At 45.9% G+C, this 14,010-nt stretch carries 9 protein-coding genes; all 9 read left to right on the top strand.

Annotation, left to right across the window (positions count from 1 at the left end; genetic code table 11):
- The first annotated feature begins 312 nt into the window (after nt 1-312).
- Nucleotides 313-3,858: a DNA-directed RNA polymerase subunit beta gene (rpoB, locus tag AB4Z30_RS27315; protein WP_441930647.1), complete on the top strand. Its 3,546-nt coding sequence runs from the start codon at nt 313-315 to the stop codon at nt 3,856-3,858.
- A gap of 110 nt (nt 3,859-3,968) precedes the next feature.
- Nucleotides 3,969-7,583: a DNA-directed RNA polymerase subunit beta' gene (rpoC, locus tag AB4Z30_RS27310; RefSeq protein WP_441930645.1), complete on the top strand. Its 3,615-nt coding sequence runs from the start codon at nt 3,969-3,971 to the stop codon at nt 7,581-7,583.
- Between the two features lie 200 nt (nt 7,584-7,783).
- A complete protein-coding gene (locus AB4Z30_RS27305) occupies nt 7,784-8,032 on the top strand; it encodes a ribosomal L7Ae/L30e/S12e/Gadd45 family protein (protein ID WP_441930684.1) in 249 nt (82 codons plus the stop codon).
- A 150-nt stretch (nt 8,033-8,182) separates the two neighbouring features.
- Nucleotides 8,183-8,605: a 30S ribosomal protein S12 gene (rpsL, locus tag AB4Z30_RS27300; protein ID WP_017692070.1), complete on the top strand. Its 423-nt coding sequence runs from the start codon at nt 8,183-8,185 to the stop codon at nt 8,603-8,605.
- An 87-nt stretch (nt 8,606-8,692) separates the two neighbouring features.
- On the top strand, nt 8,693-9,163 hold the full coding sequence (gene rpsG / locus AB4Z30_RS27295; protein ID WP_441930643.1) for a 30S ribosomal protein S7: 471 nt from the start codon (nt 8,693-8,695) through the stop codon (nt 9,161-9,163).
- 48 nt (nt 9,164-9,211) lie between these two features.
- On the top strand, nt 9,212-11,290 hold the full coding sequence (gene fusA, locus AB4Z30_RS27290) for an elongation factor G (protein WP_441930641.1): 2,079 nt from the start codon (nt 9,212-9,214) through the stop codon (nt 11,288-11,290).
- A gap of 95 nt (nt 11,291-11,385) precedes the next feature.
- A complete protein-coding gene (tuf, locus tag AB4Z30_RS27285; RefSeq protein ID WP_441930639.1) occupies nt 11,386-12,576 on the top strand; it encodes an elongation factor Tu in 1,191 nt (396 codons plus the stop codon).
- 433 nt (nt 12,577-13,009) lie between these two features.
- Nucleotides 13,010-13,318, top strand: a complete 309-nt coding sequence (gene rpsJ, locus AB4Z30_RS27280; RefSeq protein WP_017692074.1) for a 30S ribosomal protein S10 — start codon at nt 13,010-13,012, stop codon at nt 13,316-13,318.
- A 47-nt stretch (nt 13,319-13,365) separates the two neighbouring features.
- A complete protein-coding gene (gene rplC, locus AB4Z30_RS27275; protein WP_441930637.1) occupies nt 13,366-13,989 on the top strand; it encodes a 50S ribosomal protein L3 in 624 nt (207 codons plus the stop codon).
- Nucleotides 13,990-14,010 lie beyond the last annotated feature (21 nt).

Genomic DNA, 14,010 nt, shown 5'->3' with positions numbered 1-14,010 from the left:
AAATGTCAGTATTAAGATGCCCTACTTGGCTTTAGCTAACTAAAAATGTCAAGCTTTTTTTACGCCGAACCGGGCTTATTATGCCTATGTTTGGCGTATAATATGTACATTTTGGGCAAACTGGGGATAAGAATGATTTGGAAAGACATCCGCCGATCAAAGTTGCTCCTTTATCGAACGACATTTCGAATAAGGGCTTTTCTTTATTTGCGGGTGCATTGTTTTGCTCTGTATGTGTACCATTATAAGGTTACAAACAGAGGTTCGCAACGAAATTTTTAAAGTGAGTAGACATTGAGGGGTGAGTTTAAGTTGGCAGGACATCTTGTTCAATATGGTCGACGCACTCGGCGCAGTTATGCACGAATTAACGAGATACTCGAAGTTCCGAACCTGATTGAAATCCAACAAAAATCATACGATTGGTTTTTGGAGGAAGGGTTGCGCGAAATGTTCCAGGATATCTCGCCGATCCAGGATTTCACGGGTAACTTGATTTTGGAATTTATCGATTACAGTCTCGGAGAACCGAAGTATACGGTAGACGACGCGAAAGAGCGTGACGTTACGTATGCAGCACCACTTCGGGTCAAAGTCCGGCTCATTAATAAGGAAACCGGAGAAGTCAAAGAGCAGGAAGTGTTCATGGGAGATTTCCCGCTGATGACCAACACGGGCACATTTATTATTAATGGTGCTGAACGGGTTATTGTCAGCCAGTTGGTTCGCTCTCCTAGCGTTTACTTCAGTACTAAAGTAGATAAGAACGCCAAAAAAACGTATACCGCTACTGTAATTCCTAACCGCGGCGCTTGGCTGGAGCTAGAGATGGACGCAAAGGACGTTGTTTACGTCCGGATCGACCGTACGCGTAAAATACCGGTTACGGTTCTCTTGCGTTCCCTTGGTTTTGGCACAGATGCTGAGATTCTGGATTTGCTCGGTAATGACGAATATATCCGCAATACGCTCGACAAAGACAACACCGATTCTACGGAGAAAGCTCTCATCGAGATTTATGAGCGTCTTCGTCCGGGCGAGCCGCCAACGCTGGATAATGCGAAGAGCTTGCTCGTTGCACGTTTCTTTGATCCAAAACGTTATGATCTCGCAAACGTAGGTCGTTACAAAATCAACAAAAAGCTTCACATCAAAAATCGTTTGTTCAATCAGCGTTTGGCAGAATCACTTATCGACGCTGAAACAGGTGAAATCATTGCAGAAGCAGGTCAGATGGTTGACCGTCGTTTGCTCGACGAAATCATGCCTTATCTGGAGAAAAGCGTTGGCTTCCGCACATATCACGTGGGGAACGGCGTTTTGGATGCCAATGATATCCCGATGCAAACCATTGATGTGTTTTCACCAATTGAAGATGGTAAAGTGGTTAAGCTGATTGCCAATGGTGACATTGACAAGTCCGTGAAAAACATCACGCCAGCAGATATCATCTCTTCCATCAGTTACTTCCTTAACCTTTTGCACGGTATTGGAAGCACGGATGATATCGATCACCTGGGTAATCGTCGTCTGCGCTCTGTTGGCGAACTTTTACAAAATCAGTTCCGTATTGGATTGTCCCGTATGGAGCGTGTGGTTCGTGAGAGAATGTCCATTCAGGATGCGAATGTCATTACACCGCAGGCTTTGATCAACATTCGTCCTGTTATTGCATCAATTAAAGAGTTCTTCGGAAGCTCTCAGTTGTCACAGTTTATGGATCAAACGAACCCGCTGGGTGAATTGACGCATAAACGTCGTCTGTCCGCACTCGGACCAGGCGGTTTGACTCGTGAGCGTGCCGGCATGGAAGTCCGTGACGTCCATCCATCCCACTATGGCCGGATGTGTCCGATCGAGACACCAGAGGGACCAAACATCGGTTTGATCAACTCTTTGTCGACGTTTGCGCGTGTGAACGAATATGGCTTTATCGAAGCTCCATACCGCTGGGTTGATCCGAAGACTGGCGTGGTAACCGAACAAATTGATTACCTCACAGCAGACGAAGAGGACAACTATGTTATCGCTCAGGCGAATGCAAAGCTGAATGAAGATAGCACATTTGCAGAAGATGCGATCATTGTACGTTACAACAAACAGTCGGATAACATCCTTACGATGCCGAGTGAACGAGTTGACTACATGGACGTATCTCCTAAGCAGGTTGTATCGGTAGCTACAGCGCTCATTCCGTTCCTTGAGAACGATGACTCCAACCGTGCCTTAATGGGATCAAACATGCAACGGCAGGCGGTTCCACTCTTGATTCCTAAAGCTCCGCTTGTAGGAACGGGTATGGAGCACAAAGCTGCGAAAGACTCCGGTGTATGTATTGTTGCCGATTATGACGGAATTATTGAACGTTCCTCTGCGAACGAGATATGGCTTCGTCGTGTAGAAGAGGTAGATGGTCAGGAAGTCAAAGGCGATATCGTTAAATATAAATTACACAAATTTATGCGTTCGAACCAAGGAACATGCATCAACCAACGTCCGATCGTGAAAAGAGGCGCTGCTGTCAAAGCTGGCGATATCCTAGCTGACGGTCCTTCGACGGAAATGGGTGAACTTGCTCTTGGACGCAACGTTGTTGTTGCCTTCATGACATGGGAAGGTTACAACTACGAGGATGCGATTCTGCTCAGCGAAAAACTCGTTAAGGAAGATGTGTACACATCCATCCACATCGAGGAATATGAGTCGGAAGCTCGTGATACTAAGCTCGGACCTGAAGAGATTACACGTGATATCCCTAACGTTGGGGAAGAAGCGTTGCGTAATCTGGATGAGCGCGGTATTATCCGCATCGGCGCCGAAATTGCTGCTGGTGACATTCTTGTTGGTAAAGTTACACCAAAAGGGGTAACAGAACTGACAGCAGAAGAACGTCTATTGCATGCAATCTTTGGTGAAAAAGCACGTGAAGTACGTGATACATCCTTGCGTGTACCTCACGGTACCGATGGTATCGTAGTTGACGTGAAAGTATTTACCCGTGAAAACGGAGATGAACTGCCACCAGGTGTTAACCAGCTCGTTCGTGTTTATATTGCCCAAAAACGGAAAATCTCCGAGGGTGATAAAATGGCCGGACGTCACGGTAACAAAGGGGTCGTGGCCCGCATCTTGCCGGAAGAAGATATGCCTTTCCTGCCAGACGGTACACCTGTTCAGATCGTTCTTAACCCACTGGGCGTACCTTCCCGTATGAACATCGGTCAAGTACTTGAGGTTCACTTGGGTATGGCAGCAATGCAGCTTGGTATCCACGTAGCAACACCTGTATTCGATGGAGCGAAGGAGTATGACGTCTTCGATACAATGGAAGAGGCAGGTATGCAGCGTAACGGTAAAACGGTGCTGTATGATGGTCGTACAGGTGAAGAGTTTGAACGTGAAGTTACCGTTGGTGTCATGCACATGATCAAATTGGCACACATGGTTGATGATAAAATCCATGCCCGTTCCACAGGTCCTTACTCACTCGTTACGCAACAGCCGCTGGGTGGTAAAGCCCAATTCGGTGGACAGCGTTTCGGGGAGATGGAAGTTTGGGCGCTTGAAGCGTATGGTGCTGCTTATACCCTGCAAGAGATTTTGACCGTTAAATCCGATGACGTTGTTGGTCGGGTAAAAACGTACGAGTCCATTGTCAAAGGTGAGAATGTACCGGAACCAGGTGTTCCTGAGTCGTTCAAAGTATTGATCAAAGAGCTGCAAAGCTTGGGTATGGACGTTAAGATTTTGAGTGAAGATGAGCAAGAGATTGAAATGAAAGAAATAGACGATGAAGATGACGCTGCGAGCGATAAGCTCAGCCTCAACCTTGAGGGGACAGAGGTCGGAGCGGAATAATCGCTTCGGGCGCATGATGACCGGCGTTTTTCATCAGGCTCACGTCTCACTCCGGCTTAGCCGGAGTGAGCGTAACCTAGATTACAGGACTTGGTAAGGAGGGTTGCTCCTTGTTGGACGTCAACAATTTCGAATATATGAAGATCGGGCTTGCTTCCCCAGAGAAAATTCGTTCTTGGTCCCGCGGAGAAGTGAAAAAACCGGAAACGATCAACTATCGTACGTTGAAACCGGAAAAAGAAGGGCTGTTCTGCGAAAAGATTTTTGGCCCTACAAAAGACTGGGAATGTCATTGCGGTAAATACAAACGCGTTCGTTATAAAGGCGTTGTTTGTGACCGCTGTGGTGTTGAAGTAACTCGTGCGAAAGTCCGTCGTGAACGGATGGGCCATATTGAGCTTGCTGCTCCGGTATCTCATATCTGGTATTTCAAAGGTATTCCGAGCCGTATGGGTCTCGCATTGGATATGTCTCCAAGATCTCTGGAAGAGATCATTTATTTTGCATCATATGTAGTAACCGATCCAGGAGAAACTCCACTGGAGAAAAAACAGCTGTTGTCCGAAAAGGAATATCGTAGCTACCGTGAAAAGTACGGGTACGGCTTCCAGGCTGGCATGGGCGCAGAAGCAGTTAAAAAATTGCTTCAAGACCTTGATATAGACAAAGAGCTTGAGTTCCTGAAGGAAGAGCTCCGCACTGCACAAGGACAACGCCGCAATCGTGCGATCAAACGTTTGGAAGTTATTGAAGCTTTCCGTAACTCTGGTAACAACCCAGAGTGGATGATCATGGATGTACTTCCTGTCATTCCGCCGGAACTTCGTCCGATGGTACAGCTGGATGGTGGACGTTTTGCTACGTCTGACTTGAATGACCTGTATCGCCGTGTTATTAACCGGAACAACCGTTTGAAGCGTCTACTTGACCTGGGCGCTCCAGATATCATCGTGCAAAATGAAAAACGGATGCTGCAAGAAGCCGTTGATGCTTTGATCGACAATGGTCGTCGCGGACGTCCTGTTACAGGTCCGGGTAACCGTCCTTTGAAATCTCTCAGCCACATGCTGAAAGGTAAACAAGGTCGTTTCCGTCAGAACTTGCTCGGTAAACGTGTTGACTATTCCGGTCGTTCCGTTATTGTTGTCGGACCTTATCTGAAAATGTATCAGTGTGGTCTGCCTAAAGATATGGCACTCGAACTGTTCAAGCCTTTTGTCATGAAAGAGCTTGTCAATAAAGGGCTTGCCCACAACATCAAGAGCGCAAAACGTAAAGTTGAGCGTGTAAGTCCTGAAGTATGGGATGTTCTTGAAGAAGTAATCAAGGAGCATCCGGTTCTCTTGAACCGTGCCCCTACGCTTCACCGTCTCGGTATTCAAGCGTTTGAACCGATTCTGGTTGAAGGTAAAGCGATTCGTCTTCACCCGCTCGTATGTACGGCATACAATGCCGACTTTGACGGTGACCAAATGGCCGTGCACGTTCCATTGTCCGCTGAAGCTCAAGCGGAAGCACGTATTCTGATGCTTGCATCAGGTAACATTTTGAACCCGAAAGACGGCAAACCGGTTGTAACTCCTTCCCAGGATATGGTTCTTGGTTCGTACTATCTAACGATGGACAACAAAGAAGAGAAGGGTACAGGTATGGTTCTGCGTACAGTCAATGAGGCTGTATCTGCATACCAACGGGGTACTGCTGGACTGCATGCGCGTGTCGCTATTCCGGTTAGAGCACTTGGTAAAACAAGCTTCACGGAAGAGCAACAAAAAGGTATGTTGTTGACAACGGTCGGCAAAATTATCTTTAATGAAATTTTCCCGGCAAGCTTCCCTTATATCAATGATGCGACTCGCGCAAACCTGTATCAAGGTACAGCGGATCATTCATTTGTTTATGAGAAAGGTGCTGACTTGAGAGAAGCTATTATGAATGCTCCTCAAGCTGGCGGTGTCGGCAAAGAATATTTGGGTTCCATCATCGCGCGTTGTTTTGAAATTTATCACACAACCGAAACTGCGGTTATTTTGGATAAAATTAAACAACTCGGATTCACATACTCTACACGTGCAGGTATTACTGTAGCCGTGTCTGATGTAATCGTTCCACCTGAGAAATTTGAAATTCTCAGACAGTCCGAAGATAAAGCGCAAATCGTTACGAACCAGTACCGTCGTGGTCTGATTACGAATGAAGAGCGTTATGACCGTATCATTGATATTTGGTCAAAATCCAAGGATGATATCACTGAGATTTTGATGAAATCCATGGATCGTTATAACTCCATCATGATGATGGTTGACTCCAAAGCACGGGGTAACAAATCGCAAATCACCCAATTGGGCGGTATGCGTGGTCTGATGGCCAACCCATCTGGTCGAATTATCGAACTCCCAATCAAATCGAACTTCCGTGAAGGTTTGACAGTACTCGAGTACTTTATCTCCACTCACGGTGCGCGTAAAGGTCTCGCGGATACAGCTCTGCGTACAGCCGACTCAGGTTACCTGACTCGTCGTCTCGTAGACGTAGCCCAAGACGTTATCGTGCGCGAAGACGATTGTGGTACAGATAAAGGCTTTACGGTAAGTCGTATTCAGGATGGTAAAGAGGTTATTGAAGATCTCTACGACCGTATTGAAGGCAGGTACTGCTTCGAAACATTACGTCATCCGGAAACGAGAGAAATCATTGTAGGTCGCAATGAATTGATTGACTCTGATAAAGCAGAGGCTATCATCAAAGCGGGTATCACCAAACTGCAAATCCGCTCCGTACTCAGTTGCCGTGCGAGTCATGGTGTCTGCAAGAAGTGTTATGGTCGCAACCTTGCGACAGGTAAACACGTGGAAATTGGTGAAGCGGTTGGTATTATTGCTGCACAATCCATTGGTGAGCCAGGAACACAGCTTACAATGCGTACGTTCCATACCGGCGGTGTAGCCGGAGACGACATCACGCAAGGTTTGCCGCGTATCCAGGAGTTGTTCGAGGCTCGTAATCCTAAAGGTCAAGCAACGATCAGTGAGATTGATGGTGTGGTTAAAGAGATTCGCGAGACCAAAGATCGCCGTGAGATCGAAATTCAAGGTGAAGCGGAATCCAAAGTATACGCCGTTACCTACGGTTCCCGTGTGCGCGTAAGCGAAGGCATGGAAATTGAAGCAGGTGATGAGTTGACAGATGGTTCCATCGATCCGAAAGAAATGTTGCGTATTAAAGGTATACGTGGCGTACAAAACTACATCTTGCAGGAAGTACAACGCGTATATCGTAACCAAGGTGTAGAAATCAATGATAAACACGTTGAGGTTATGATCCGTCAAATGCTGCGTAAAATCCGTATCGTAGATGCAGGGGATACAACGCTGTTGCCAGGGTCATTCGTGGATATGCATGAGTACGAAAGAGCTAACAAAATAGCGATTCTTGGTGATAAAGAGCCAGCGGTTGCAAAACCAATCTTGCTCGGTATTACGAAGGCATCACTGGAAACAGACTCCTTCCTCTCAGCAGCATCGTTCCAAGAAACTACACGTGTACTGACAGATGCGGCGATCAAAGGTAAAGTCGATCAGTTGCTCGGTCTGAAGGAAAATGTTATCATCGGTAAGCTGATTCCTGCAGGTACAGGTATGAACCGTTACCGCAGCATCAAATTTGCTGAGCCGGAAGACGGCCAATCTTCAGTAGAAGAACTGGAACCAGTTTCGGTAGACTAATATAGATTTCCTCTTTCTGAGGAATTAAAGTATGTGTATGTCAGGAAACGACGCTTGTATTATAAGGTGGACGGAGCCTGATATACACAAACTTTATAAAATCTTTTTAGAATAGCATTGACAATGCTTGCGCTAGATGATAATATATCAAAGGTGCGTGGGCAGTTGATTGTAATTGGTCCTATTCGGAGGAATGTATGATGTCTAATGAAAAAGGCTTGCAAGATGCTCATGTCAAGATTGGTACCAAACAGACCATGCGGACAGTGCAGACAGGGATGGCTTCTGAAGTCTATGTCGCAGAAGATAGTGATCCGCAGCTCACTTCCAAAATCATTGCCTTGTGTGAACAACACAATGTGAAGTGCACGAAAGTGGACACAATGAAAAATCTCGGCAAAGCGTGCGGGATTGGAGTGGGAGCAGCTATGGCTGCTGTCGTAAAATGATACGGTAAGGAACGTTTTTGTCCGAGAATATTTAAGGATTCTCCAAGGCAAAAACTTTTCATTTGTCTTTTTATGAACCGCCTGGGTCTGTGGGCTTAGATAAAGGTTTATAAAGAAACATGAATAATTGAGGAAGGGGGTGGCAATCACATGCCAACTATTAACCAACTGGTTCGTAAAGGACGTCAAGCTAAAGTTGAGAAGTCAAAATCACCAGCTTTGCAAAAAGGGTTCAACGCTTTGAAACGTGAATCCACTAACATCAGTGCCCCACAAAAACGTGGTGTCTGCACTCGTGTAGGTACAATGACTCCACGTAAACCGAACTCTGCACTTCGTAAATATGCTCGTGTTCGTTTGACGAACCGTCTCGAGGTAACTGCTTATATCCCAGGGATCGGACATAACCTTCAAGAGCACAGTGTGGTATTGATCCGTGGAGGTAAAGTAAAAGACCTTGCAGGGGTTCGTTATCACATCGTTCGTGGAGCTCTCGATACTGCAGGCGTGAACAACCGTATGCAAGCTCGTTCTAAATACGGCGCGAAACGTCCAAAAGCTAAAAAAGCCTAAATTATGATAAGCAGGTTGCCTGAAAGCCTTCTGGCTTAGGTCTGGAAGGTACAGGGACTGCTGAAGAAGAAAGAAAGGGGGATATCCATGCCACGCAAAGGTCCAGTTACGAAAAGAGACGTGTTGCCAGATCCGGTATACAACTCCAAGTTGGTTACTCGTTTGATCAACCGCATCATGCTCGACGGAAAACGCGGTGTTGCTCAAAGCATTCTGTATAATGCGTTCAAGTTGATTCAAGAACGTACGGGTAATGACCCGATGGAAGTATTTGAAGCAGCAATCAAAAATATCATGCCAGTCCTGGAAGTTAAAGCTCGCCGTGTCGGCGGTTCCAACTACCAAGTACCAATCGAGGTAAAACCAGAGAGACGTACTGCTTTGGGATTACGTTGGCTCGTGAACTACTCCCGCAACCGCGGTGAGAAAACAATGGAAGAGCGTTTGGCGGCTGAGATCATCGACGCTTCCAACAACACAGGCGCTTCTGTTAAGAAACGTGAAGACACGCACAAAATGGCTGAAGCGAACAAAGCGTTTGCTCACTACCGTTGGTAGGATTCAGTTCACAAAAATAAACTTCAATTTTGAAGGGAGACCCATTTCATGGCTAGAGAGTTCTCCTTAAAAAATACACGTAATATCGGGATCATGGCTCATATTGATGCGGGTAAAACCACGACAACTGAGCGGATCTTGTTTTACACAGGACGTACGCACAAAATCGGTGAAGTTCACGAAGGCGCTGCGACAATGGACTGGATGGAACAGGAACAGGAGCGCGGAATTACGATTACTTCCGCTGCGACTACCGCTGCTTGGAAAGGTCACCGCGTAAATATCATTGATACCCCGGGACACGTTGACTTCACTGTTGAAGTTGAACGTTCCCTTCGTGTATTGGACGGGGCAGTAGGTGTATTCAGTGCGAAAGAAGGCGTTGAGCCTCAGTCTGAAACTGTATGGAGACAGGCTGACAAGTACGGCGTACCTCGTATCGCATATGTAAACAAAATGGATATCATCGGTGCTGACTTCTTGAACGTTGTATCTGACATGCGTGATCGCCTTCAAGCGAACGCAGTTGCGATTCAACTTCCGATCGGTGCTGAAAATGATTTCAAAGGTATCATTGATATCGTTGCACAACGGGCTCATATGTACAAAGATGACCTGGGACAAGATATTGAAGAAACCGATATTCCTGCGGAATTCGTTGAAAAAGTTGAAGAACTTCGCAACGAATTGATTGAGCGTGTTGCAGAACTTGACGAAGATTTGACAATGAAATACCTGGAAGGCGAAGAGATCTCTATTGATGAGATCAAAGCCGCTCTCCGTAAGGGTGTAGTAGAGGTTAAAATCTTCCCAGTTATCTGTGGTTCCTCATACCGTAACAAAGGTGTTCAACTGATGTTGGATGCTGTTATCGACTACTTGCCTGCTCCTACGGATGTGCCATCAATCACTGGTCATCTTGAAGATGGAACAGAAGCAGTTCGTCAGTCCTCTGATGAAGAGCCGTTCTCTGCATTGGCCTTCAAAATTATGACTGACCCTTACGTTGGTAAATTGACATTCTTCCGCGTATACTCCGGCGTACTTCAATCCGGATCTTATGTATTGAATGCAACTAAAAACAAACGTGAGCGTATCGGTCGTATCCTTCAAATGCACGCAAACAGCCGTCAAGAAATCACTGAAGTTTACTCTGGTGATATCGCAGCAGCGGTTGGTTTGAAAGATACAGGTACAGGTGATACACTATGTGATGAGAAACACCCGGTTATCCTGGAATCGATGAATTTCCCTGATCCGGTAATCGAAATCGCTGTTGAACCTAAAACCAAAGCTGACCAAGATAAAATGGGTGTAGCTCTCGGTAAGTTGACGGAAGAGGATCCAACTCTTCGCGCTCATACTGACGAAGAAACAGGCCAAACAATCTTGGCGGGTATGGGTGAGCTTCACCTTGATATCATCATCGACCGTATGCGTCGTGAGTTCAAGGTGGACACTACTGTGGGTAAACCACAAGTAGCTTACCGCGAAACATTCCGTGCTCCAGCGCGCGTTGAAGGTAAATTCGTACGTCAATCCGGTGGTCGTGGTCAATACGGTCACGTATGGGTTGAATTCGAACCTCTCGAGCCGGGTACAGGCAGCCAGTTCGAAAGTAAGGTTGTCGGTGGTTCCGTACCAAGAGAATACATTCAACCTGCACTGGCAGGGATTGAAGAGCAAATGAAAAACGGCGTTATCGCAGGCTTCCCGCTTGTAGACGTTAAGGCTACTATTGTAGACGGATCTTACCATGATGTCGATTCCAATGAGATGGCATTTAAAATTGCCGGATCAATGGCGCTGAAAGCAGCGAAAGACAAATGTAGTCCAGTTCTGCTTGAGCCTATCATGAAAGTAGAAGTAACTGTTCCAGAAGAGTACATGGGTGACGTAATGGGTATGTTGAACTCCCGTCGTGGCCGCATCGAAGGTATGGATTCCCGTAGTGGAGCTCAAATCATCCGTGCTAAGGTACCTCTCTCTGAGATGTTTGGTTACTCTACAACTCTTCGTTCCGGTACTCAAGGACGCGGCGTTTTCTCCATGGAACTCTCTCACTATGAAGAAGTTCCTAAGAGCATCGCTGAAGAGATCGTTGCCAAAACAAAAGGCACCGAGTAGTTTTCTCACACTGAATGCTTGTGCTTGAAACCTGGTTTGAAGCACTGCATTCAGTGAAAACATAAAATTATAAATTTTAAGGAGGCCACGTTCAAATGGCAAAGGCTAAATACGAACGTAATAAACCACACGTTAACATTGGTACTATTGGTCACGTCGATCATGGTAAAACAACTCTGACTGCTGCAATCACAACTGTATTGTCTAAAACTTACGGTGGTGCGGCAATTGCTTTTGATCAAATCGATAAAGCTCCAGAAGAGCGCGAGCGCGGTATCACAATCTCAACTTCACACGTTGAGTATGAAACTGATACTCGTCACTACGCTCACGTAGACTGCCCAGGTCACGCCGACTATGTTAAAAACATGATCACAGGCGCGGCACAAATGGACGGAGCTATCTTGGTAGTATCCGCAGCTGACGGCCCAATGCCACAAACTCGTGAGCATATCTTGCTCTCCCGTCAAGTAGGCGTGCCTTACATTGTTGTTTTCTTGAACAAATGTGACATGGTCGAAGACGAAGAGTTGTTGGAACTGGTTGAGATGGAAGTTCGCGACCTTCTTAACGAATATGAGTTCCCAGGTGACGATACTCCAATCACTCGTGGATCTGCTCGTGAAGCATTGGCTAACCCAGATGGCGAGTGGGCTCAAAAAATCGTTGAAATGTTCAAAGAAATCGACACTTACATCCCACTGCCTGAGCGTCAAACTGACAAGCCTTTCTTGATGCCTGTCGAGGACGTATTCTCCATCACTGGTCGTGGTACCGTTGCTACAGGTCGTGTAGAGCGTGGTACTGTTAAAGTCGGCGAAGAGATCGAGATTGTTGGTATCACTGAAGAAACTAAAAAATCCGTAGTTACGGGCGTTGAGATGTTCCGTAAATTGTTGGATTCCGCACAAGCGGGTGACAACATCGGTGCGTTGTTGCGTGGTGTTGACCGTACTCAAATCGAGCGTGGTCAAGTACTTGCTAAACCAGCATCTGTTAAACCACACACAGAATTCACTGCACAAATCTACGTTTTGACTAAAGAAGAGGGTGGCCGTCACAAGCCTTTCTTCACTGGATACCGTCCACAGTTCTACTTCCGTACAACTGACGTAACTGGTATCATCAACTTGCCAGAAGGCGCTGAAATGGTAATGCCTGGTGACAACATCACGGTTACTGTTCAACTGATCTCTCYAATCGCGATCGAAGAAGGAACTAAGTTCTCTATTCGTGAAGGTGGACGTACAGTTGGTGCGGGTTCCGTAGCATCGATTCAAAAATAATTTGGCTTTTGCCAAATGAGCATAAGCAACAGTGTACTGTAACGAGTAACATTGTATTGTAACGAAGCTTCGGAAGAGTTCTTTATCCGACATCGGATAAAGAACTCTTTTATTATGTCAACGTTTCGGAACCTGCGTCATGTAAAATGAACGAATTTCATCTTATAGATTGATAGGTTAGGCAGCCTGGATATTGGGGAAAACATTGTACTAAACAGCGTCAATTCTTTTGAAGTGACCAGTTTAAATGTTTTTTTTAAATATGCTTGCAATACGCCCATCTTTTCTATATAATAATGAATGTTGTTCTTGTGACGTTGCGATGATGTGAGAGGTTACTGACACACCCGGCCCCTTTGCCATGGGAGAGTGGTTAGAAAATTTTCACGGAGTATGTCCGATAAAAAATTGGGCGATAGAAGGAGGGACTAAAATGGCAAAGCAAAAAATTCGTATTCGTTTGAAAGCTTACGACCACAGAATTCTTGATCAATCCGCGGAGAAAATCGTTGAAACAGCAAAACGTTCGGGTGCTGGTGTATCCGGTCCGATTCCGCTTCCTACTGAAAAACAAATCATTACTATTCTTCGTGCGGTGCACAAGTACAAGGATTCTCGGGAGCAATTCGAACAACGCACTCATAAGCGTTTGATCGATATCGTTAACCCGACTCCACAAACTGTGGATGCCTTGATGCGCTTGGATCTACCGTCCGGTGTAGATATCGAAATTAAATTGTAATATATAGCAACAAACAAGACCACGTATAAAGGAAAAGAGGTGTCAACATGAAAGGTATCTTAGGAAAAAAACTTGGAATGACTCAAGTGTTTACCGCTGAAGGTAACGTAGTTCCAGTAACGGTTATCGAAGCAGGTCCTTGTGTTGTTTTACAAAAGAAAGATATTGAGAACGATGGCTACGAAGCAGTTCAAATCGGTTTCTCCGATAAGAAAGAGAAAAATGCTAACAAGCCAGAAGCAGGACACGCTAAAAAAGCGAATACTGCACCTAAGCGCTACGTTCGTGAGCTTCGCGGCATCAACATCGCGGAATATGAAGTTGGCCAAGAATTGAAAGCTGACATTTTCGCTGAAGGCGAGTTCGTTGACGTAACAGGTATTTCTAAAGGTAAAGGTTTTGCCGGCGTTATCAAACGTTGGGGACAAAGCACTGGACCTATGTCACACGGTTCGCGTTACCACCGCGGCCCAGGTTCGATGGGTTCGATCCAAGCTAACCGCGTTCCTAAAGGCAAACGCCTGCCAGGACACATGGGACATGATTCTGTTACAATCCAACGTCTTGAAGTTGTTAAAGTGGACGCTGAACGTAATGTGATCCTCGTGAAAGGTTCCATTCCTGGACCGAAGAACAGTCTTGTAAAAGTTAAAGAAACGGTGAAAAAATAACCACTGAAGAAAGGAGGAACA

Source organism: Paenibacillus sp. 2TAF8, from assembly GCF_052114825.1.
GTDB lineage: Bacteria > Bacillota > Bacilli > Paenibacillales > Paenibacillaceae > Paenibacillus.
Note: the sequence above shows the minus strand (reverse complement) of the source record. Positions and strands in the feature narration are given on the sequence as shown.